The 21952-nt window shown below is 70.6% G+C and carries 20 protein-coding genes; all 20 read left to right on the top strand.

The window, feature by feature from the left end:
* The 20 genes from thrC to ACFRAV_RS19295 all read left to right on the top strand — a co-directional run bounded on the left by thrC (window position 1) and on the right by ACFRAV_RS19295 (window position 21880).
* A complete protein-coding gene (gene thrC / locus ACFRAV_RS19390; RefSeq protein WP_382557162.1) occupies window positions 1-1077 on the top strand; it encodes a threonine synthase in 1077 nt (358 codons plus the stop codon).
* A 264-nt stretch (window positions 1078-1341) separates the two neighbouring features.
* Entirely contained in the window at window positions 1342-2265 is a 924-nt protein-coding gene (gene thrB, locus ACFRAV_RS19385) for a homoserine kinase (protein WP_351111744.1), read from the top strand.
* Between the two features lie 488 nt (window positions 2266-2753).
* On the top strand, window positions 2754-4841 hold the full coding sequence (gene rho / locus ACFRAV_RS19380) for a transcription termination factor Rho (protein ID WP_382557157.1): 2088 nt from the start codon (window positions 2754-2756) through the stop codon (window positions 4839-4841).
* 295 nt (window positions 4842-5136) lie between these two features.
* On the top strand, window positions 5137-6321 hold the full coding sequence (locus ACFRAV_RS19375) for an LCP family protein (RefSeq protein WP_382557154.1): 1185 nt from the start codon (window positions 5137-5139) through the stop codon (window positions 6319-6321).
* Window positions 6322-6543: 222 nt separating this feature from the next.
* The gene (gene rpmE, locus ACFRAV_RS19370) at window positions 6544-6768 is read left to right on the top strand and encodes a 50S ribosomal protein L31 (RefSeq protein WP_108954369.1); all 225 of its coding nucleotides are present in this window, start codon (window positions 6544-6546) and stop codon (window positions 6766-6768) included.
* A 110-nt stretch (window positions 6769-6878) separates the two neighbouring features.
* Window positions 6879-7955, top strand: a complete 1077-nt coding sequence (gene prfA / locus ACFRAV_RS19365) for a peptide chain release factor 1 (protein WP_382557151.1) — start codon at window positions 6879-6881, stop codon at window positions 7953-7955.
* Window positions 7956-8040: 85 nt separating this feature from the next.
* Window positions 8041-8880: a peptide chain release factor N(5)-glutamine methyltransferase gene (gene prmC, locus ACFRAV_RS19360; protein ID WP_382557285.1), complete on the top strand. Its 840-nt coding sequence runs from the start codon at window positions 8041-8043 to the stop codon at window positions 8878-8880.
* Between the two features lie 123 nt (window positions 8881-9003).
* Window positions 9004-9651, top strand: a complete 648-nt coding sequence (locus ACFRAV_RS19355) for an L-threonylcarbamoyladenylate synthase (RefSeq protein WP_382557148.1) — start codon at window positions 9004-9006, stop codon at window positions 9649-9651.
* Entirely contained in the window at window positions 9648-10295 is a 648-nt protein-coding gene (locus ACFRAV_RS19350; RefSeq protein ID WP_382557145.1) for a protein-tyrosine-phosphatase, read from the top strand. The genes ACFRAV_RS19355 and ACFRAV_RS19350 overlap by 4 nt, the downstream gene beginning before the upstream one ends.
* 594 nt (window positions 10296-10889) lie before the next feature.
* Window positions 10890-12134, top strand: a complete 1245-nt coding sequence (gene glyA, locus ACFRAV_RS19345) for a serine hydroxymethyltransferase (protein ID WP_382557143.1) — start codon at window positions 10890-10892, stop codon at window positions 12132-12134.
* 90 nt (window positions 12135-12224) lie between these two features.
* Window positions 12225-13661: an MraY family glycosyltransferase gene (locus tag ACFRAV_RS19340; RefSeq protein WP_382557140.1), complete on the top strand. Its 1437-nt coding sequence runs from the start codon at window positions 12225-12227 to the stop codon at window positions 13659-13661.
* 354 nt (window positions 13662-14015) lie between these two features.
* On the top strand, window positions 14016-14453 hold the full coding sequence (locus ACFRAV_RS19335; protein WP_351111760.1) for a hypothetical protein: 438 nt from the start codon (window positions 14016-14018) through the stop codon (window positions 14451-14453).
* Between the two features lie 225 nt (window positions 14454-14678).
* A complete protein-coding gene (atpB, locus tag ACFRAV_RS19330) occupies window positions 14679-15500 on the top strand; it encodes a F0F1 ATP synthase subunit A (protein ID WP_351111762.1) in 822 nt (273 codons plus the stop codon).
* A 79-nt stretch (window positions 15501-15579) separates the two neighbouring features.
* The gene (atpE, locus tag ACFRAV_RS19325; protein ID WP_108954361.1) at window positions 15580-15807 is read left to right on the top strand and encodes an ATP synthase F0 subunit C; all 228 of its coding nucleotides are present in this window, start codon (window positions 15580-15582) and stop codon (window positions 15805-15807) included.
* A gap of 41 nt (window positions 15808-15848) precedes the next feature.
* Entirely contained in the window at window positions 15849-16394 is a 546-nt protein-coding gene (locus tag ACFRAV_RS19320) for a F0F1 ATP synthase subunit B (protein ID WP_351111764.1), read from the top strand.
* Window positions 16391-17206 (top strand): F0F1 ATP synthase subunit delta, encoded by an 816-nt coding sequence (locus ACFRAV_RS19315; RefSeq protein ID WP_382557135.1) that lies wholly within the window; start codon window positions 16391-16393, stop codon window positions 17204-17206. The genes ACFRAV_RS19320 and ACFRAV_RS19315 overlap by 4 nt, the downstream gene beginning before the upstream one ends.
* A gap of 145 nt (window positions 17207-17351) precedes the next feature.
* Window positions 17352-18944: a F0F1 ATP synthase subunit alpha gene (atpA, locus tag ACFRAV_RS19310; protein WP_382557132.1), complete on the top strand. Its 1593-nt coding sequence runs from the start codon at window positions 17352-17354 to the stop codon at window positions 18942-18944.
* 21 nt (window positions 18945-18965) lie between these two features.
* The gene (locus tag ACFRAV_RS19305; protein WP_351111770.1) at window positions 18966-19883 is read left to right on the top strand and encodes a F0F1 ATP synthase subunit gamma; all 918 of its coding nucleotides are present in this window, start codon (window positions 18966-18968) and stop codon (window positions 19881-19883) included.
* Complete coding sequence (gene atpD / locus ACFRAV_RS19300) at window positions 19883-21331, top strand: F0F1 ATP synthase subunit beta (RefSeq protein WP_382557129.1); 1449 nt, start codon at window positions 19883-19885, stop codon at window positions 21329-21331. Before ACFRAV_RS19305 ends, atpD begins: the two co-directional genes overlap by 1 nt.
* A 174-nt stretch (window positions 21332-21505) precedes the next feature.
* A complete protein-coding gene (locus tag ACFRAV_RS19295) occupies window positions 21506-21880 on the top strand; it encodes a F0F1 ATP synthase subunit epsilon (RefSeq protein WP_351111774.1) in 375 nt (124 codons plus the stop codon).
* Window positions 21881-21952 lie beyond the last annotated feature (72 nt).

Below are 21952 nucleotides of genomic sequence, written 5' to 3'. Positions count from 1 at the left end.
ATGACTCAGACTCACCAGTGGCGCGGAATCATCGAGGAGTACCGGGACCGGCTTCCGGTCTCGGACACGACGGAGGTCGTGACGCTCCGCGAGGGCGGTACGCCGCTCGTGCCCGCGCAGGTGCTCTCCGAGCGCACCGGGTGCGAGGTGCATCTCAAGGTCGAGGGGGCGAACCCGACGGGGTCGTTCAAGGACCGCGGGATGACGATGGCCATCACGCGGGCGAAGGAGGAGGGCGCCAAGGCTGTCATCTGCGCCTCCACCGGCAACACCTCGGCTTCCGCCGCCGCCTACGCGGTGCGGGCCGGGATGGTGTGCGCGGTGCTCGTCCCGCAGGGCAAGATCGCGCTGGGCAAGATGGGACAGGCGCTCGTCCACGGGGCGAAGATCCTCCAGGTCGACGGCAACTTCGACGACTGCCTGGAGCTGGCGCGCGCGCTCGCCGACAACTACCCGGTGGCGCTGGTCAATTCGGTGAACCCGGTGCGGATCGAGGGGCAGAAGACCGCCGCCTTCGAGATCGTGGACATGCTGGGTGACGCGCCGGACGTGCACGTGCTGCCGGTCGGCAACGCGGGCAACATCACCGCGTACTGGAAGGGGTACCGGGAGTACGCCGCGGACGGGCTCGCCACGCGCAAGCCGCGGATGTGGGGCTTCCAGGCCGCGGGCAGCGCGCCGCTGGTGCGGGGCGAGGTCGTGAAGGACCCGCAGACCATCGCCACGGCGATCCGGATCGGCAACCCGGCGTCCTGGGAGTACGCGGAGGCGGCCCGGGACGACTCCGGCGGCCTCATCGACGAGGTGACGGACCGCGACATCCTGCGCGCGTACCGGCTGTTGGCGTCGCAGGAGGGCGTGTTCGTCGAGCCCGCCTCGGCGGCGTCGGTGGCGGGGCTGCTGAAGGCGGCCGAGGCGGGGCTGGTGGACCCGGGGCAGCGGATCGTCTGCACGGTCACCGGCAACGGGCTGAAGGACCCGGAGTGGGCGACGATGGGGGCGCCGGCGCGACCCGAGGTCGTTCCGGTGGACGCCGCGGCCGCCGCCGCGCGCCTCGGGCTCGCCGGGCAGGACTGATCCCCGGACCGGCACCGGTTTCCGGGGCGGGGGAGCGCCCGGCGTGCTCCCCCGCCCCGGCCATGTGGCAGCGCCCGTGTTTCCCGGAAGTCGGAAGTTGGCGTGAATCGACACGCTGCGTGTGCCTCCTGTGCGCCCTATGTCGCCGGGGAAGCATCCTTCGATAGTCTGTACTGAACCAGCCCGCCGCATATGCCGTGCCGTGCTCGGTTCCGACGCGTTCGCGTCGTCTCATGTCCCGCAGTCAAGGAGAGTCATCCAGCGATGGCCGGTCCCGCCTTCCGAGCCGCCGCCGTGCGCGTGCGTGTGCCCGCCACCAGCGCGAATCTCGGTCCCGGCTTCGACGCCCTGGGTCTTTCGCTCGGGCTGTATGACGACGTTGTCGTCCGGGTGGCCGAATCGGGGCTGCACATCGACATCGCCGGCGAGGGCAGTGACAATCTGCCGCGCGACGAGAAGCATCTGCTCGTGCGCGCGATGCGCGCCGCTTTCGACGTGCTCGGCGGACAGCCCAGGGGGCTGGAAATCGTCTGTGCCAACCGCATTCCGCACGGTCGCGGACTCGGTTCCTCCTCGGCCGCGATCTGCGCCGGAATCGTCGCCGCGCGCGCGGTCACGATAGGCGGCGAGAACCGGCTCGACGACGAGGGACTGCTGGAGCTGGCCACCGAGATCGAGGGCCACCCCGACAACGTCGCCGCCTGTCTGCTCGGCGGATTCACCCTCGCGTGGATGGAGGGCGGCGTCGGCCGCGCGGTGCGCAGCGAGCCCTCCGATTCCATCGTTCCGGTGGTTTTCGTCCCCGGGAAGCCGGTGCTGACCGAGACCGCCCGCGGCCTGCTGCCGCGCAACGTCCCCCACGTCGACGCGGCCGCCAACGCGGGCCGTGCCGCGCTGCTCGTCGAGGCCCTCACCAGGCGCCCCGAGCTGCTGATGCCCGCCACCGAGGACCGTCTGCACCAGGAGTACCGCGCCCCGGCGATGCCGGAGAGCGCCGCCCTGGTGGAGCGGCTGCGGGCCGACGGAATTCCCGCGGTGATCTCCGGAGCGGGCCCCACCGTGCTGGCCCTGGCCAGTGAGGAGACGGCCCAGAAGGTGGAGATGTCCGCAGGTGACGGCTGGGCCGCGAACCGGCTGGCCCTGGATCTGTCGGGCGCGAGCGTGCTTCCGCTCGCGGCCGGTGCGTGAGCCGCCGCATGAACGGCCGCGTTCCCGGATAAGCACTGACCGGGAGCGGGTATTCAGGCGATTGCCGGATGTGGAGAGGGGGAATGTTTGTGGGATCCGGTAGTGTTAATGTCAAGTCCGCACCCGACCACCCGAGCGTGGCGAGGTGCTTCACGTCCCCGTCCGGGACAGACATTCTTCCGGGAGCCTCCCAAGCCGCACTGTGTTTCGTACGGTACGTAGTACGCGGGCAGCAACCCGTACGCGAATACTGAGCAGCTCTCCGGGCACGCTTCGGAACCGGTGCGACCGAGCCACGTGACACGCAGAAACACGGTGTCGCCGTCGCGGGGAGCGCCACCAATCACCGTTGTTTCCTCCGTCCGATGTGGCGGACCACCGCCCCGGACCGTCCGATCGATCAGAGAGATCAGATCGGGGCCGATCCGGACAGCACAACCGGTCGCCGAGCCAGACAGGCCGACGCCCGCTCCAGGGAAGGACCCTTCGTGAGCGACACCACCGATCTGATGGGCGCACGTGTCGACGAGACCGCTGCCGCGCCCGCCACGGACGCATCCACGCCTGCCAGCGGTGCCGGCTCGCGACGGCGTCGCGGTACCGGCCTCGAGGGCATGGTGCTGGCCGAACTGCAGCAGGTCGCCTCGGGCCTCGGCATCAGGGGCACGGCGCGGATGCGCAAGAGCCAGCTGATCGAGGTCATCAAGGAGGCGCAGGCCTCCGGCGGCGCCCCCGCCAAGGCGGCCGCGCCCGGCACCGACAGCGAGGCCAAGCCGAAGCGGCGTACCACGTCGCGCACCCGTACGGGTGAGGAGACGGCGGCCGAGAAGGCCCAGATCCCCGGCCAGCCCTCGCCCAAGGCCGAGCAGGCCGCGAAGGGCGAGGCCGAGCAGGCCGCCCCCGCCGCCAAGAGCGACGAGCCGCCGGCCGAGCGCCGCCGCCGTCGTGCCACCGCCGAGGCCGGCAGCCCCGAGACCGTCACCGCCGAGGCCAAGGGCGAGACCCAGGGCCAGGACAGAAGTGACAGCGGTAAGGGCGACGCACGCGGTGACAAGAACGACGTGAAGACCGACAACAAGCAGCAGGACGCCGCCGGCCAGGCGCAGGGCGAGCGTGGCGACTCCGGTGACGCGGAAGGCCGTTCGGGCCGCACCCGTGACCGCGATCGCAACCGCAACCGTGACCGCGGGGACCGCGGCGGTGACCGTGGCGAGCGCGGCGGTGACCGCGGCGAGCGCCGCAAGGGCGACGACCAGCAGGGCGGCGGCCAGGGCGGCCGACAGAACCAGCAGGGCGGCGGCCAGAACCGTGACCGCGACCGCCAGCAGCAGGACGACGACGACTTCGAGGGCGGCCGCCGTGGCCGTCGCGGCCGCTACCGCGACCGCCGGGGCCGCCGGGGCCGTGACGACGTGGCCGAGCCGCAGGTCGCCGACGACGACGTGCTGATCCCCGTCGCGGGCATCCTCGACATCCTCGACAACTACGCGTTCATCCGCACCTCCGGCTACCTGCCGGGCCCGAACGACGTGTACGTCTCGCTCGCCCAGGTCCGCAAGAACGGCCTGCGCAAGGGCGATCACGTCACCGGCGCGGTCCGTCAGCCGAAGGACGGCGAGCGGCGCGAGAAGTTCAACGCGCTGGTCCGCCTCGACTCCGTGAACGGCATGGCGCCCGAACACGGCCGCGGCCGCCCGGAGTTCAACAAGCTGACGCCGCTGTACCCGCAGGACCGCCTCCGCCTGGAGACGGACCCGGGCGTGCTGACCACGCGGATCATCGACCTCGTGTCGCCGATCGGCAAGGGCCAGCGCGGTCTGATCGTGGCCCCGCCGAAGACCGGTAAGACCATGATCATGCAGGCGGTCGCCAACGCGATCACCCGCAACAACCCCGAGTGCCACCTGATGGTCGTCCTGGTCGACGAGCGTCCGGAAGAGGTCACCGACATGCAGCGGTCGGTGAAGGGCGAGGTCATCTCCTCGACCTTCGACCGCCCGGCCGAGGACCACACGACCGTCGCCGAGCTCGCCATCGAGCGCGCCAAGCGTCTGGTCGAGCTCGGTCACGACGTGGTCGTGCTGCTGGACTCCATCACGCGACTGGGCCGCGCCTACAACCTGGCGGCGCCGGCCTCCGGCCGCATCCTGTCCGGTGGTGTCGACTCGACCGCCCTGTACCCCCCGAAGCGCTTCTTCGGCGCGGCCCGCAACATCGAGGACGGCGGTTCGCTGACCATCCTCGCCACCGCCCTGGTGGACACCGGGTCCCGCATGGACGAGGTGATCTTCGAGGAGTTCAAGGGCACCGGCAACATGGAGCTCAAGCTCGACCGGAAGCTCGCCGACAAGCGCATCTTCCCGGCCGTCGACGTCGACGCCTCCGGCACCCGTAAGGAAGAGATCCTGCTGGGCGCCGACGAGCTGGCGATCACCTGGAAGCTGCGGCGCGTGCTGCACGCCCTGGACCAGCAGCAGGCCATCGAGCTGCTCCTCGACAAGATGAAGCAGTCGAAGTCCAACGCCGAGTTCCTGATGATGATCCAGAAGAACACGCCGAACCCCAGCGGGGACTGACGGCGAAGGCGCCTCGAAGGGCCGCTCCGCGCATCGCGCGGGGCGGCCCTTCGCCTTTTCCGGAACGTGTGCGGAGTGTGGGCGCGGGGCGCGGCGGGAGAGCTTTGCCACAGGGATTGGACGGGCGGCCGTCGGACGGCGGCGCGGATCATCGCAGGTCACGCGGCGTGCGATCGCGGAGCGGGGGAGCGGGGCGGTGGCCGCTCGGGCACGGAGCGCGAACACCCCGTGTGCAAACCTTTCGGCTTCGGCCCGCACGGGTACACCGTCCAACCGAGAGGCCCTGAGGAAAGAGATGTCACCCGAGAGCACCCCCCCGCCCGGCATACCGGAGGACGACGACCCCGGCACGCCCGGTACCCGGCGCGCGAAAACGCGCGGCGGCAAGGGACGCCGCCGCAGGCCCCGCACGCCCAGGCAGCGGGCGCTGCGCGCCGCGGTCTGGAGCGCGGCCGGCGTCGTCGTGCTCGGCGGCGCGGGACTCGGCTACGTGTACACGCAGCTCAACGGGAACATCCAGAGCATCGACATCGACCACATGCTCGGCTCCGCACGCCCCGCGAACACCGCGAACGGCTCCCAGGACATCCTGGTCCTCGGCTCCGACAGCCGCTCCGGCGGCAACAAGAAGCTCGGCGGCGGCTCCGACGACGGCGTCGCCCGCGCCGACACCGCGATGCTCATCCACGTCCACAAGGGCCGCACCTCGGCCAGCGTGGTCTCCATACCGCGCGACACCCTCGTCGACCGCCCCGCCTGCGCCGACCGGTCCGGGCACCGGCAGAGCGCCGCCAAGGACGTCATGTTCAACTCGGCGTACGCCACCGGCGGCGCGGCCTGCACGGTCAAGACCGTCGAGTCGATGAGCGGCATCCGGGTCGACCACTTCGTCGAGGTCGACTTCACCGGCTTCCAGCGGATGGTCGACGCCCTCGGCGGCGTCGAGGTCACCACCCACAAGAAGATCTCCGACCCGGACAGCCACCTCAGACTCGCGGCCGGGACCCACCGCCTGAACGGCGAGCAGGCCCTCGGCCTGGTCCGCACCCGCCACGGCGTCGGCGACGGCTCCGACCTGGGCCGCATCCAGCTCCAGCAGGCGTTCGTCAAGGCGCTCGTCGAGCAGGTCAAGGAGGTCGGCGTGCTCTCCCACCCGAAGCGGCTGTACGACCTCGCGAACACCGCCACCAAGTCCGTCACCACCGACTCCGGCATCGGCTCGGTCACCTCGCTCGCCTCCTTCGCGAGCGGGCTCAAGGACATCTCGCCGTCGCACCTGTCGATGACCACGCTGCCCGTCGGCTACGACCCGGCCGACCCCAACCGCGTCGTCGTCGACAAGGACGAGGCCGCCCTGGTGTGGTCCGCGCTGCGGCACGACAAGGCCATCCCGGCCAAGGTCAAGGGATCCGCCGCCGGTCACGCCGACGCCGTCGTCGGCCCGCCCGGCCACGGCGCGGCCCGCCACCTCGCCTCCTGAGGCGGCCTGAGGCCGGTCTGAGGCGTCTCGATGCGGTCCGAGGACTCCAAGAGGACTCCTGAGGCGGCCGGGAGCCATGGGGCGCCGGCGGGGGAATAGAACAGCCCTCACCCCGGTTTTGGGGGATGCGGCCGGTACTGGCAAACTGGTACGTCGGCCCCGGTTCACGCCCCCGCATCCCGCGGCGGCGACCCGGCGCCCTCCCGAAATCTAGGAGACACCTTGAAGCGCGACATCCACCCCGAGTACGTCGAGACGCAGGTCAGCTGCACCTGCGGCGCGTCGTTCACGACTCGCAGCACCATCACCTCCGGCAACATCCGTGCCGAGGTCTGCTCCGAGTGCCACCCGTTCTACACGGGCAAGCAGAAGATCCTCGACACCGGTGGCCGCGTGGCCCGCTTCGAGGCCCGCTTCGGCAAGGCCGCGGCCGGCTCGAAGAAGTAGCGAGCCACAGCGCCGGTCCTCGGCCGCCCCACGCAGGGCGGCCGGGACCGGCGTTTTTGGTCGCCACCCCTTCGCCGCCATGCCCGCCTTCCAGGAGCCAGGAGCCCCACATGTTCGAGGCCGTCGAGGAACTCGTCGGTGAGCACGCCGATCTCGAGAAGAAGCTCGCCGATCCGTCGGTCCACGCCGACCAGGCCAACGCGCGCAAGCTGAACAAGCGCTACGCCGAGCTGACTCCGATCGTCGCCACCTACCGCTCCTGGAAGCGCACCGGGGACGACATCGAGGCGGCCAAGGAACTGGCCGCCGACGACCCGGACTTCGCGGCCGAGGTCAAGGTGCTGGACAAGCTCCGCGACGAGCTCACCGAGAAGCTGCGCCTGCTGCTGGTCCCGCGCGACCCCAGCGACGACAAGGACGTCATCCTCGAGATCAAGGCCGGCGCCGGCGGCGACGAGTCCGCGCTGTTCGCGGGCGACCTGCTGCGCATGTACCTGCGGTACGCCGAGCGCGTGGGCTGGAAGACCGAGATCATCGACGCCACCGAGTCCGAGCTGGGCGGCTACAAGGACGTCCAGGTCGCCGTGAAGACCAAGGGCGGCAACGGCGCCACCGAGCCCGGCCAGGGCGTCTGGGCGCGCCTGAAGTACGAGGGCGGCGTGCACCGCGTGCAGCGCGTGCCGGCCACCGAGTCGGCGGGCCGCATCCACACCTCGGCCGCGGGCGTACTGGTCACGCCGGAGGCCGAGGAGGTCGACGTCGAGATCAACCCGAACGACCTGCGCATCGACGTCTACCGGTCCTCCGGCCCGGGCGGGCAGTCCGTGAACACCACCGACTCCGCGGTGCGCATCACGCACATCCCCACCGGCGTCGTCGCCTCCTGCCAGAACGAGAAGAGCCAGCTGCAGAACAAGGAGCAGGCACTGCGTATCCTGCGCTCCAGGCTGCTCGCCGCGGCCCAGGAGGAGGCGGAGCGGGAGGCCGCCGACGCGCGCCGCAGCCAGGTCCGCACGGTCGACCGGTCCGAGAAGATCCGCACGTACAACTTCCCGGAGAACCGGATCTCCGACCACCGGGTCGGCTTCAAGGCCTACAACCTCGACCAGGTGCTCGACGGGGACCTGGACGCGGTGATCCAGGCCTGCGTCGACGCGGACTCGGCCGCCAAGCTCGCGGCAGCCTGACGCCCGGCGCCCACCGAGCGAAGACGTCCCGCACGACACCGGACACCGGAGGACCAGCGTGCCGCAGAACCAGAGCCCGCGCAGCGTGCTGCTCGCCGAGGTGGCCCAGGCCACCCAGCGGCTGGCGGACGCCGGCGTGCCCTCGCCGCGCAACGACGCGGAGGAGCTCGCCGCGTTCGTGCACGGCGTGAAGCGGGGCCAGCTGCACACCGTCAAGGACTCCGACTTCGACGCCCGGTACTGGGAGGTCATCGCCCGGCGGGAGGCCCGCGAACCGCTCCAGCACATCACCGGCCGCGCCTTCTTCCGGTACCTAGAGCTCCAGGTCGGGCCCGGCGTCTTCGTGCCCCGCCCGGAGACCGAGTCCGTGGTGGGCTGGGCCATAGACGCCGTGCGGGCGATGGACGTCGCCGAGCCGAGGATCGTGGACCTGTGCACCGGGTCGGGCGCCATCGCGCTGGCCATGGCGCAGGAGGTGCCCCGGTCCTCGGTGCACGCGGTGGAGCTCTCCGAGGAGGCCCTGGAATGGGCCCGCAAGAACACGGAAGGCTCCCGCGTCGACCTGCGGCACGGTGACGCGCTGACCGCCTTCCCGGACCTGGACGGCCAGGTCGACCTGGTCATCACCAACCCGCCGTACATCCCGCTCACCGAGTGGGAGTACGTCGCCCCCGAGGCCAGGGACCACGACCCGGACATGGCGCTGTTCTCCGGCCAGGACGGGCTCGAACTGATCCGCGGCCTGGAGCGCACCGCGCACCGGCTGCTGCGGCCCGGCGGGGTCGTCGTGGTCGAGCACGCCGACACCCAGGGCGGCCTGGTCCCCTGGATCTTCGCCGAGGAGCGGGGCTGGGCCGACGCGGCCGACCACCCCGACCTCAACAACCGGCCGCGGTTCGCCACGGCGCGCAAGGCGACGCCGTGAGCGCGCGGCCGGGCGGTTCCTCCGGTTCCTCCCGCTCCGCGGGCTGCGGTTCGACCGCTTCCCTACCCTCCCCTTCTTCCGAACACTTCCCCCTGCACGACCCGCACGAGGAGGCCAGCTGACATGGCACGGCGATACGACACCAACGACGCGACCGACCGCACGACGGGTCTGCGCGAGGCCGCGTCCGCCGTCCGCCGTGGCGAACTGGTCGTCCTGCCGACGGACACCGTGTACGGCATCGGCGCGGACGCCTTCTCCGCGGAGGCGGTCGGCGACCTGCTGGAGGCCAAGGGCCGCGGGCGCAACATGCCCTCGCCGGTGCTCATCGGCTCGCCCAACACGCTGCACGGTCTGGTCACCGACTTCTCCGAGACGGCCTGGGAGCTGGTCGACGCCTTCTGGCCCGGCGCGCTCACCCTGGTCGCCCGCCAGCAGCCCTCGCTGGCCTGGGACCTCGGCGACACCCGCGGCACGGTCGCGGTGCGGATGCCGCTGCACCCGGTCGCGATCGAGCTGCTGACCGAGGTCGGCCCGATGGCGGTCTCCTCCGCCAACCTCACCGGCCACCCCTCCCCGGAGGACTGCGACGCCGCGCAGCAGATGCTCGGCGACTCCGTGTCCGTGTACCTCGACGGCGGTCCGACGCCGGGCAACGTGCCCTCGTCGATCGTCGACGTCACCGGCGCGGTGCCGGTGCTGCTGCGCGAGGGCGCCATCTCCGCCGAGGAACTGCGCAAGGTGGTACCCGACCTCGAGGTGGCGAATTGACCCCCGCCCCTGACGCGGGGCTTGGCATACGAGAGGAAGACGGCGGGGAGGCCGGCTTCCGGATCCTCCACGTCAGCACCGGAAACGTGTGCCGCTCGCCGATCACCGAGCGGCTGACCCGGCATGCCCTCGCGCAGCGGCTCGGCGACCCCCGGTGGGGCGGACTGGTGGTCGAGTCCGCCGGCACGTGGGGGCACGAGGGCGCGCCCATGGAGGAGAACGCGGTCACCGTGCTCGACGAGTACGGGGCGGACGCGTCCGGCTTCACGGGGCGGGAACTGCGGGACGAGCACGTCATCCGTGCCGACCTGGTGCTGACGGCCACGCGGGACCACCGTGCCCACGTCATCTCCATGGGGCACTCGGCGGGGCTGCGGACCTTCACGCTCAAGGAGTTCACGCGGCTGGTGCGGGCGATCGACCCGGCGACGTTGCCTCCGGTCGAGGACGGGGTGTGCGCGCGGGCCAGGGCGCTGGTGCGGGCCGCGGCCGCGCTGCGGGGCTGGTTGCTCGCCCCCACGCCCGAGGCGGACGAGGTGTACGACCCGTACGGGGCGCCTCTGCCGTTCTTCCGTTCCGTGGGCGAGGAGATACACGGCGCCCTCGACCCCGTCCTCACCGCCCTCACCGGCATCCGCCGCTGACGTCCGCGGCCGGCCCGACTCCTGCCGTGCCCCCGCCTTGCCGTCCCGTCGGCTGCATGTCTGCCTGACCGCGGGTGCCCCACGGACGGTCCTTCCCGCCGCTGACCCGCCGCCCCTCCGCCCGCCCTGCGGGCGGCTGGGCCGCCAGGGGGCGGCACGGGCGGGCGCAGGCCCGAGCCTCCGCTGCGAGCGGCTCGCCCCCACCTTGCGCAAGCCGACGGCACCGTACGCGCGTGACCTTGCCGCAGCGCGGCCCAAGCTGAGCCTGGTGGACAGCACCGCTTGATCCCCCGCACCGCCCCCTTCCCAGGGGGCTTACGTCGCGTGGAGCGAGCCGTCCCGTGAGGACGTGGGCCCCTGCGCCCACCCGTGCCGCCCAGCGGCACGATTGCCCGCAGGGCGGGGGTCGGACGCCCCAGCGGCACGATTGCCCGCAGGGCGGGGGTCGGACGCCCCAGCGGCACGATTGCCCGCAGGCGAGGGGCACGTCGGCATGATCGCCGCCCGGCCCCGTGACAGGGCGGAGGCACAGCGCGCGCGGGGGTGGGGGTGGCGGCCTAGGCTGGACGGGGGCGTCCGGAGGAGGTGGGCCGTATGGGGAGCGTCGCCGAGAGGCAGGGGCGGACGCTGAGGGAGCGGGACCCCGAGATCGCGGGGATCCTGGCAGCGGAGTCGCACCGCCGCCACACCACACTCCAGCTGACCGCCGCCGAGAACTACACCTCGCCCGCCGTGATGGAGGCCCTCGCCTCACCCCTCGCGGACAAGTACGCCGAGGGCTACCCCGGCAACCGCTTCCACGGCGGCTGCGAGTTCGCGGACCTCGCCGAGCGGACGGCCGTGGAGCGCGCCCGGGACCTCTTCGGCACCGCGCACGTGAACGTGCAGCCCCACTCCGGCTCGGCCGCCGTACTGGCCGCGTACGCCGCCCTGCTGCGCCCCGGGGACCCCGTGCTCGCCCTCGGGCTCGCGTACGGCGGGCACCTCACCCACGGGTCCCCCGCCAACTTCTCCGGCCGCTGGTTCCGCTTCACCGGCTACGGCGTCGACGCCGAGTCGGGCCTGCTGGACTACGAGCAGGTGCGGGCGCTGGCCCGGACGACGAAGCCGAAGGCCGTGGTCTGCGGGTCGATCGCCTACCCCCGGCACATCGACCACGCCGCGTTCCGGGAGATCGCGGACGAGGCCGGCGCCTACCTGATCGTCGACGCCGCGCACCCCATCGGCCTGGTGGCGGGCGGCGCCGCGCCCAGCCCCGTGCCGTACGCGGACGTCGTCTGCGCGACCACGCACAAGGTGCTGCGCGGCCCGCGCGGCGGGATGCTGCTGTGCACCGAGGAGCTGGCCGAGCGGATCGACCGCGCGGTCTTCCCGTTCACGCAGGGTGGGGCCCCGATGAACGTGGTCGCCGCGAAGGCGGTGGCCTTCGGAGAGGCGGCCACCCCGGAGTACGCGCGCTACGCGCACCGCACGGTCGCCAACGCCCGCGCCATGGCGGAGCAGCTCGCCGAGGAAGGGCTGCACGTCACCACCGGCGGCACCGACACCCACTTGATCACCGCGGACCCGGCCCCGCTCGGCGGCCTCGACGGCCGCGCCGCCCGCGATCTGCTGGGCGCAGCCGGCATGGTTCTCGACACATCCGCACTGCCTCACGACAGTCGGGGTATCCGCCTGGGAACGGCTGCCGTGACGACTCTCGGGATGGGGGAGGAGGAGGCGCGGGCCATCGCGTCCCTGGTGGGGCGGGCTCTGCGCGGCGACGTCGACGGGGCGCGCGCCGGGGCACGCGAGCTGGCCGAGGCCTTCCCGCCGCCGTACCCCGACCCCCACGGGTGAAACCGTCGCGGCCACCCGGAAGTCATCACTTGTGACCGTCCCTCGCTAGGGTGGGGTCGGAGTTGGCCAGCGAGATCTGTGGGGAAGCCCGTGCGTGAATACCTGCTGACGCTCTGCATCACGGCCGCGGTGACGTACCTCCTGACGGGTCCGGTGCGGAAGTTCGCGATCGTGGCAGGCGCCATGCCCGAGGTGCGGGCGCGTGACGTGCACCGTGAACCGACCCCGCGGCTGGGCGGCATCGCGATGTTCTTCGGCATGTGCGCGGGCCTGCTGGTCGCCTCGCAGCTGACCAACCTCGGCCAGGTCTTCGAGCGGTCCAACGAGCCGCGGGCGCTGCTCTCCGGCGCGGCGCTGATCTGGATCATCGGCGTGCTGGACGACAAGTTCGAGCTGGACGCGCTGATCAAGTTGGGCGCCCAGATGATCGCGGCCGGTGTGATGGTCATGCAGGGCCTCACCATCCTGTGGCTGCCCGTGCCGGGTGTCGGCATGGTGGCGCTCACCTCGTGGCAGGGCACGCTGCTGACCGTGGCGCTGGTGGTGATCACCATCAACGCGGTGAACTTCGTCGACGGCCTCGACGGCCTGTCGTCCGGCATGGTGGCCATCGCCTCGCTGGCGTTCTTCCTGTACGGCTACCGGATCTGGTACGGCTACGGCATCGAGGCGGCCGCCCCGGCCACCCTGTTCGCCGCCATCCTGATCGGCATGTGCGTGGGCTTCCTGCCGCACAACATGCACCCGGCGCGGATCTTCATGGGCGACTCGGGATCGATGCTGATCGGCCTGGTCCTGGCGGCCGGGGCCATCTCCATCACGGGCCAGATCGACCCGGACGCGATGAGCCTGTTCGCCGGCGGCGAGCGCAGCGCGGTGCACGCGACCGTGCCGGTCTACATCCCGCTGCTGCTGCCGCTGACCATCATCGCGATCCCCGCCGCCGACCTGGTGCTGGCCATCGTGCGCCGTACCTGGCGCGGCCAGTCGCCGTTCGCCGCGGACCGCGGTCACCTGCACCACCGGCTGCTGGAGATCGGCCACTCGCACAGCCGGGCCGTGCTGATCATGTACTTCTGGTGCGGACTGATCGCCTTCGGCGCGCTGTCGTACTCGGTGACCGCGGCGTCGATGTGGATCGTGCTGAGCGTCGCCCTGCTGAGTGCCCTGGGCCTGGTGCTGCTGCTGATGCCGCGCTTCACGCCGCGCGCCCCGCGCTGGGCGGAGGCGCTGCTGCCGCCGCGCTACCGGCGCATGCGGGGCCGGCCTGCCGACGGGACCGACGAGGCCGGCACGGGCTCCGGCGGCGACCAGGAGGACCGCGTGGCGGGCCAGGAGTCCGAGCAGCGGCCCGCGGGCGCGCACGACGCCGGCCGCGACCCCGGCGGGCAGGTGGGCGCCGGGGAGCTCGAGGGACCGGACGAGCCCGTGGACGGCGGGGACCGCGAGCCGGTGGCGGTCGGCGCGGCCCGCGTGGCCAACGGCGCCTCTGCGGTGGGGCACCGCACCCGCTTCCGCCGCCCCTGACCTCCGCGACCCAAGGTAAGAATCGTCCTAGAGCTTGACCCGCCCGAGGGACGCTCTTGGGAAGTGCTTGGGTGGGCAAATCGCCCCTATACCAGGCAAGAGGTGCGGCGAATCGTTACTGACGCGCCGCTTAGCCCCCTCGTGTGACAGCAGGCACACGAAGTAGGTAAAGACCTCATCAAATAGTTTGTGATAGCGTTCACGAGTAGCCCGGACCGGAGCCGGACCAGCGCGTACGGCGGCCCCTCGGCCGCCCGGTGCGACGGTCTCCCGGCCCCAGGTTCTCTCTCGCACCCCGGGTCTACGCTCGTCCATGACGACACCCTGCCCCCCTCAGCAAGCGGAGTTGCCGCCATGCCGTCCAACGACGTTCGGATGCTCACCCACACCGCCGTGCCCACGGCCGCCGCCGGCGCGATCACCGCCGTCATCAGCGGCGTGGTCGCCGGCGGCAAGGGTGCTCTCGGCGCCGTCGTCGGGACGCTGGTGGTCATCCTCTTCATGGGGATCGGGCTCTACGTACTGCAGCGCGTCGCGAGGTCGCTTCCGCACCTGTTCCAGGCCATGGGGCTGATGCTCTACACGGCACAGATCCTGTTGCTGTTCTTCTTCGTGGCCGTGTTCAAGGACACGTCGCTGTTCCACCCCAAGACCTTCGCGATCTCGCTGGTCGTCGGCACCATCACCTGGGTCGCCGCGCAGGCACGGGCGCACATGAAGGCCAAGATCCTGTACGTCGAACCCGAGTCGACCGAGAACGAGAAGTCGCAGAAGACGGGGCGCTCGTCGTGAGGGGTGGGGGCGCGGAAATCTCAGCTGAGCGTTCCTGCTATCGTCCGTTGCCGACTGCGGCATCGCGGGCGCGGGCATGCGAGCTGACGCCTGCTCGAACGCGAGGCTTGATGCCCCCCGGCCGCCCCCACATCCGTAAGACCAGTCCCGTGCCGAACAGCGGCCTCGTGCCGCGCCGACACAACGAGGTTGCCGTACCTATGCGCCACGCTGAAGGAGCCCGCGGTGAGTGCTGACCCGACGCAGGTGCTCGCCTTCGAGACCGACTGCCACATCTTCGATGGCTGTGGCTTCCCGGCTCCGGGCCTGCACTCGTTCCTGTTCGAGCCCCTGTGGGGCGACGCGGACAGCAACCTGTACTTCAACAAGTCGATGCTCCTCGCCCTCCTGGGTTCGGTCATCGTGATCGGCTTCTTCTGGGCCGCCTTCCGCAAGCCGAAGATGGTTCCCGGCAAGCTGCAGATGGTGGCCGAGTTCGGCTACGACTTCATCCGCCGCGGTGTGGTCTACGAGACCCTCGGGCGCAAGGAGGGCGAGAAGTACGTCCCCCTGGTCGTCTCGATGTTCTTCTTCATCTGGATGATGAACCTCTGGTCGGTCATCCCGCTCGCCCAGTTCCCGGTGACGGCGATCATCGCCTACCCGGCCGTCCTGGCGCTCATCGTCTACGTCCTGTGGGTGAGCCTGACCTTCAAGCGCCACGGCTTCGTCGGCGGCTGGAAGAACATCACCGGTTACAACAAGGACCTCGGCCCGGTTCTGCCGCTGGCCATGCTGATCGAGTTCTTCTCGAACCTGCTGGTCCGCCCCTTCACCCACGCGGTGCGACTGTTCGCGAACATGTTCGCGGGCCACACGCTTCTGGTGCTCTTCACGATCGCCAGCTGGTACCTGCTGAACGGCATCGGCATCGCCTACGCCGGCGTCAGCTTCATCATGGTCATCGTGATGACGGTCTTCGAGCTGTTCATCCAGGCCCTGCAGGCGTACGTCTTCGTGCTGCTGACCTGCACCTTCATCCAGGGCGCGCTCGCAGAGCACCACTGAGTCGAACGCCCGTAGGACCCGACCCCCAGTCGTCCGGTGGCCAACCCCCACCGGTCCGTTGAGAAAAGGAAGAACTGGCATGTCCACTCTTGCCGCAGTTACCGGTTCTGTCGCCTCCATCGGCTACGGCCTCGCCGCCATCGGCCCCGGCGTCGGCGTCGGCATCATCTTCGGTAACGGCACCCAGGCGCTGGCCCGCCAGCCCGAGGCCGCCGGCCTGATCCGTGCCAACCAGATCCTCGGCTTCGCCTTCTGTGAGGCGCTCGCCCTCATCGGTCTGGTCATGCCGTTCGTCTACGGCCAGTGATCTAACGATCCCCACCAGCCGACTAGACGAAAGGCATTGACATGAGCCAGCTGCTCACGATCGCGTCCGAGGAGGTCCAGAACCCCCTCGTGCCGCCGGTCCCCGAGCTTGTCATCGGCCTGATCGCCTTCGTCATCGTCTTCGCCGTCTTCGCCTGGAAGCTCCTCCCGAACATCAACAAGGTTCTGGAAGAGCGCCGCGAGGCCATCGAGGGCGGTATCGAGAAGGCCGAGGCCGCTCAGACCGAGGCCAACAGCGTGCTCGAGCAGTACAAGGCTCAGCTCGCCGAGGCCCGCCACGAGGCCGCGCGCCTGCGCTCGGAGGCGCAGGAGCAGGGTGCCGCGCTCATCGCCGAGATGCGTGCGGAGGGCCAGCGCCAGCGCGAGGAGATCATCGCCGCCGGTCACGCGCAGATCGAGGCCGACCGCAAGGCCGCCGCGACCGCGCTGCGCCAGGACGTCGGCAAGCTCGCCACCGACCTGGCCGGCAAGCTCGTGGGTGAGTCCCTCGAGGACCACGCCCGTCAGAGCCGTGTCATCGACCGTTTCCTCGGCGAGCTCGAGGAGAAGGCCGAGGCCGCGCGATGAACGGAGCGAGCCGCGAGGCCCTGGTCGCCGCCCGTGAGCGACTCGACGCGCTGACGGACTCCACGTCCGTCGACGCGGCGCGGCTCGCCGACGAGCTGGCCGCCGTCACCACGCTGCTCGACCGCGAGGTGTCGCTGCGTCGGGTCCTCACCGACCCGGCGCAGTCCGGAGAGGCCAAGGCCGACCTGGTCCAGCGCCTGCTGGGCACCCAGATCGGCGGTCCGGCCACCGACCTGGTGTCGGGCATGGTCCGGTCCCGCTGGTCCGCCCCGCGCCACTTGGTGGACGCGGTGGAGGAGCTGGCGAACCTCGCCGACCTCACGGCGGCCCAGAAGGCCGGCGCCCTGGACGACGTCGAGGACGAGCTGTTCCGGTTCGGCCGGATCGTCGCCTCGAACGCCGGCCTGCGCGCCGCGCTGACCGACCGGTCGGCGAGCGCCGAGGCCAAGAGCGGTCTGCTGAGCAGGCTGCTCGGCGGCCGGGCGAACGCCGTCACCGAGCGTCTGGTGATCCGTCTGGTGACCGCGCCGCGTGGACGTAGCCTGGAGGCGGGACTCGAGTCCCTCGCCAAGCTCGCCGCCGGCCGCCGCAACCGGATGGTCGCCGTGGTCACCTCCGCGGTGCCGCTGAGCGAGATTCAGAAGCAGCGCCTCAGCGCCGCGCTGGTCAAGCTCTACGGCCGCGCCATGCACCTCAACCTCGACGTGGACCCCGCGGTCCTCGGCGGGATCCGGGTGCAGGTCGGCGACGAGGTCATCAACGGCTCGGTCGTGGACCGCATCGAGGACGCCAACCGGCGCCTCGCGGGCTGACCGGGTCGCGACAGCGAGCCGAACACAGCAAGCAGTACGTATTTACGGCCCTGGTTGGGCCGTGCAGAGGATGCAAAGTTTCTGGGGGAGCCCCCCAGATTCCCCCAAGAAACTTCGGGCCCAACAAGGAGAGCAGGGAACCCAGATGGCGGAGCTCACGATCCGGCCGGAGGAGATCCGGGACGCGCTGGAGAACTTTGTCCAGTCGTACAAGCCGGACGCGGCCTCGCGCGAGGAGGTCGGTACGGTCACCCTTGCCGGCGACGGCATCGCGAAGGTCGAGGGTCTTCCCTCGGCCATGGCCAACGAACTGCTGAAGTTCGAGGACGGCACCCTCGGCCTCGCCCTCAACCTCGAGGAGCGCGAGATCGGTGCCATCGTCCTCGGCGAGTTCAGCGGCATCGAGGAGGGCCAGCCGGTGCACCGCACCGGAGAGGTCCTGTCGGTCGCCGTGGGCGAGGGTTACCTCGGCCGCGTGGTCGACCCCCTCGGCAACCCCATCGACGGCCTCGGCGAGATCGCGACCGAGGGCCGCCGCGCCCTCGAGCTGCAGGCTCCCACGGTCATGCAGCGCAAGTCGGTGCACGAGCCGATGGAGACCGGCTACAAGGCCGTCGACGCGATGACCCCCGTCGGCCGTGGCCAGCGTCAGCTGGTCATCGGTGACCGCCAGACCGGCAAGACCGCCCTGGCCGTCGACACGATCATCAACCAGAAGGCCAACTGGAAGACGGGCGACCCGTCGAAGCAGGTCCGCTGCATCTACGTCGCCATCGGCCAGAAGGGCTCCACCATCGCGTCGGTCCGCCGCGCGCTGGAGGAGAACGGCGCTCTGGAGTACACGACCATCGTCGCCGCCCCGGCGTCCGACCCGGCCGGCTTCAAGTACCTGGCGCCGTACACCGGTTCGGCCATCGGCCAGCACTGGATGTACCAGGGCAAGCACGTCCTGATCATCTTCGACGACCTGTCGAAGCAGGCCGACGCCTACCGCGCCGTGTCGCTGCTGCTGCGTCGTCCGCCGGGCCGCGAGGCCTACCCGGGTGACGTCTTCTACCTGCACTCGCGTCTGCTGGAGCGCTGCGCCAAGCTCTCCGACGACATGGGCGCCGGTTCGATGACCGGTCTGCCGATCGTCGAGACCAAGGCCAACGACGTCTCGGCGTTCATCCCGACCAACGTCATCTCCATCACCGACGGCCAGTGCTTCCTGGAGTCGGACCTGTTCAACGCCGGTCAGCGCCCCGCGCTGAACGTCGGTATCTCCGTCTCCCGAGTCGGTGGTTCCGCGCAGCACAAGGCGATGAAGCAGGTCTCCGGCCGTCTGCGTGTCGACCTGGCCCAGTTCCGTGAGCTCGAGGCGTTCGCCGCCTTCGGTTCCGACCTGGACGCCGCGTCGAAGGCGCAGCTGGAGCGCGGTCAGCGCATGGTCGAGCTGCTCAAGCAGGCTCAGTACCAGCCGATGGCCACCGAGGAGCAGGTCGTCTCCGTCTGGGCCGGCACCACCGGCAAGATGGACGAGGTCCCGGTCGTGGACATCCGCCGCTTCGAGTCGGAGCTGCTGGCGTACCTGCGTCAGAACGAGTCGGGCCTGCTGCTGTCGATCCGCGAGGGCGGCAAGATGTCGGACGACACCCTGACGGCCGTCGCCGACGCCATCGCCGCGTTCAAGAAGACGTTCACGACGTCGGACGGCAAGCTGCTCGGCGAGGACGCTCCGGTTTCCGTCTCCAAGTGACGTAAGGAAGGGACCTGACTCATGGGAGCTCAGCTCCGGGTCTACAAGCGTCGCATCCGATCCGTCACCGCGACCAAGAAGATCACCAAGGCGATGGAGATGATCGCCGCCTCGCGTGTCGTCAAGGCGCAGCGCAAGGTGGCGGCCTCCACGCCGTACGCGACCGAGCTCACCCGCGCGGTCACGGCGGTGGGCACCGGCTCGAACACGCGCCACCCGCTGACCACGGAGGCGGACAACCCGACCCGTGCCGCGGTCCTGCTCCTCTCGAGCGACCGCGGCCTGGCCGGCGCGTTCAACTCCAACGCCATCAAGGCGGCGGAGCAGCTCACCGAGAAGCTCGAGGCCGCGGGCAAGCAGGTCGACACGTACATCGTCGGCCGGCGTGGTCTGGCCCACTACAACTTCCGGGAGCGCAAGGTCTCGGGACAGTGGACGGGCTTCACCGACGAGCCGACGTACGCGGACGCCAAGCTGGTCGCGGCGCCGCTGATCGAGGCGATCGAGACGGAGACGGCCGAGGGTGGTGTGGACGAGCTCCACATCGTCTACACCGAGTTCGTGTCGATGATGACGCAGACCGCCATCCAGGCTCAGCTGCTTCCGCTCAAGCTCGAAGAGGTCGCGGAGGAACTCCCCGCCAAGGGCGAGATCCTTCCGCTGTACGACTTCGAGCCGTCCGCGGAGGATGTCCTCGACGCCCTGCTGCCGCGGTACGTCGAGAGCCGTATCTACAACGCGCTGCTGCAGTCGGCCGCTTCGAAGCACGCCGCCACCCGGCGTGCGATGAAGTCGGCCACCGACAACGCCGGAGAGCTCATCGAGACGCTCTCCCGGCTTGCCAACGCGGCCCGCCAGGCCGAAATCACCCAGGAAATCAGCGAGATCGTCGGTGGCGCAGGCGCCCTGGCCGACGCGACCGCGGGGAGTGACAACTAATGACCACCACTGTTGAGCCGACCGCTGGCGCGGGCGTGGCCTCCGGCCGCGTCGCGCGGGTCATCGGCCCGGTCGTCGACGTGGAGTTCCCCGTCGACGCGATGCCGGAGATCTACAACGCCCTTCACGTCGAGGTGGCCGACCCGGCCAACGCCGGCGCGAAGAAGACGCTGACCCTCGAGGTCGCCCAGCACCTGGGCGACGGCCTGGTCCGCGCCATCTCCATGCAGCCCACCGATGGTCTGGTCCGCCAGGCCCCGGTGACCGACACGGGCACGGGCATCACCGTCCCGGTCGGCGACTTCACCAAGGGCAAGGTGTTCAACACCCTCGGTGAGGTGCTGAACTCCGACGAGTCCTACGCCGGTGAGCGCTGGTCCATCCACCGCCAGGCGCCGAACTTCGACGAGCTCGAGTCGAAGACCGAGATGTTCGAGACCGGCGTCAAGGTCATCGACCTGCTGACCCCGTACGTCAAGGGCGGCAAGATCGGTCTGTTCGGTGGTGCCGGCGTCGGCAAGACGGTGCTCATCCAGGAGATGATCTACCGCGTCGCCAACAACCACGACGGTGTCTCCGTGTTCGCCGGTGTCGGCGAGCGCACCCGTGAGGGCAACGACCTGATCGAGGAGATGTCGGACTCCGGCGTCATCGACAAGACCGCGCTGGTCTTCGGTCAGATGGACGAGCCGCCGGGCACCCGTCTGCGCGTGGCCCTGGCCGGTCTGACCATGGCGGAGTACTTCCGCGATGTGCAGAAGCAGGACGTGCTGTTCTTCATCGACAACATCTTCCGCTTCACCCAGGCCGGTTCCGAGGTGTCGACCCTGCTCGGCCGTATGCCCTCCGCGGTGGGCTACCAGCCGAACCTGGCCGACGAGATGGGTCTCCTCCAGGAGCGCATCACCTCGACCCGTGGTCACTCGATCACCTCGATGCAGGCGATCTACGTCCCCGCGGACGACCTGACCGACCCGGCCCCGGCCACCACCTTCGCCCACCTCGACGCGACGACGGTTCTCTCCCGTCCGATCTCCGAGAAGGGCATCTACCCGGCCGTGGACCCGCTGGACTCCACGTCCCGGATTCTGGACCCCCGCTACATCGCGGCGGACCACTACAACACGGCCATGCGCGTCAAGGGGATCCTGCAGAAGTACAAGGACCTCCAGGACATCATCGCGATCCTCGGTATCGACGAGCTCGGCGAGGAGGACAAGCTCGTCGTCCACCGTGCCCGTCGCGTGGAGCGCTTCCTGTCCCAGAACACCCACGTCGCCAAGCAGTTCACCGGCGTGGACGGTTCGGACGTGCCGCTGGACGAGTCGATCACGGCGTTCAACGCGATCTGTGACGGTGAGTTCGACCACTTCCCGGAGCAGGCGTTCTTCATGTGCGGTGGCCTCGAGGACCTCAAGGCCAACGCCAAGGAGCTGGGCGTCTCCTGAACCCCCGGGTTCTGAGAGCCGGTTGAGGTGAGGAGGGCCCGTCTTCGGGCGGGCCCTCCGCCTCCTCCCCGCTTCCCCTCCGGGACGACGTTCCCGGGACCCCCGTCTTCGGACGGGTCTAGACTTTGACCCAACACCCGGCATACCGCCGGGTGGTGACCCGAGGAGCCACCCTTGGCTGCTGAGCTGCACGTCGAGCTGGTCGCTGCCGACCGCCAGGTCTGGTCCGGCGAGGCCACCCTGGTCGTGGCGCGCACCACCTCCGGCGACATCGGCGTCATGCCCGGTCACCAGCCGCTGCTCGGTGTGCTGGAGTCGGGCCCCGTGACCATCCGTACGGTCGGCGGTGAGACGGTCGTGGCAGCGGTCCACGGCGGTTTCATCTCCTTCGCGGACAACAAGCTGTCGCTGCTGGCCGAGATCGCCGAGCTGTCGGACGAGATCGACGTCCAGCGCGCGGAGCGGGCGCTGGAGCGCGCGAAGTCGGACGCCGACGCCTCCGCCGAGCGCCGCGCCGACGTCCGCCTGCGGGCGGTGTCGGCTCGCTGACCCCGGCGCGCCCGGCGCGCGCTGCGCACGCGCGTGACTCAGCCGCGGCCGGTTCCGGAACACTCCGGAACC

Origin of the sequence: Streptomyces sp. NPDC056600 (assembly GCF_042792855.1) — a bacterium.
In the GTDB taxonomy this organism is placed as follows: domain Bacteria; phylum Actinomycetota; class Actinomycetes; order Streptomycetales; family Streptomycetaceae; genus Streptomyces.
The sequence above is the reverse complement of the archived record's forward strand: the minus strand, read 5'-3'. Positions and strand labels throughout refer to the sequence as shown.

Coding starts and splice junctions, on each gene's coding strand:
- thrC (WP_382557162.1), top strand. CDS start 1: ATGACTCAGACTCACCAGTGGCGCGGAATCATCGAGGAGTACCGGGAC.
- thrB (WP_351111744.1), top strand. CDS start 1,342: ATGGCCGGTCCCGCCTTCCGAGCCGCCGCCGTGCGCGTGCGTGTGCCC.
- ACFRAV_RS19375 (WP_382557154.1), top strand. CDS start 5,137: ATGTCACCCGAGAGCACCCCCCCGCCCGGCATACCGGAGGACGACGAC.
- prfA (WP_382557151.1), top strand. CDS start 6,879: ATGTTCGAGGCCGTCGAGGAACTCGTCGGTGAGCACGCCGATCTCGAG.
- ACFRAV_RS19355 (WP_382557148.1), top strand. CDS start 9,004: ATGGCACGGCGATACGACACCAACGACGCGACCGACCGCACGACGGGT.
- glyA (WP_382557143.1), top strand. CDS start 10,890: ATGGGGAGCGTCGCCGAGAGGCAGGGGCGGACGCTGAGGGAGCGGGAC.
- ACFRAV_RS19335 (WP_351111760.1), top strand. CDS start 14,016: ATGCCGTCCAACGACGTTCGGATGCTCACCCACACCGCCGTGCCCACG.
- atpE (WP_108954361.1), top strand. CDS start 15,580: ATGTCCACTCTTGCCGCAGTTACCGGTTCTGTCGCCTCCATCGGCTAC.
- ACFRAV_RS19320 (WP_351111764.1), top strand. CDS start 15,849: ATGAGCCAGCTGCTCACGATCGCGTCCGAGGAGGTCCAGAACCCCCTC.
- ACFRAV_RS19315 (WP_382557135.1), top strand. CDS start 16,391: ATGAACGGAGCGAGCCGCGAGGCCCTGGTCGCCGCCCGTGAGCGACTC.
- atpA (WP_382557132.1), top strand. CDS start 17,352: ATGGCGGAGCTCACGATCCGGCCGGAGGAGATCCGGGACGCGCTGGAG.
- ACFRAV_RS19305 (WP_351111770.1), top strand. CDS start 18,966: ATGGGAGCTCAGCTCCGGGTCTACAAGCGTCGCATCCGATCCGTCACC.
- atpD (WP_382557129.1), top strand. CDS start 19,883: ATGACCACCACTGTTGAGCCGACCGCTGGCGCGGGCGTGGCCTCCGGC.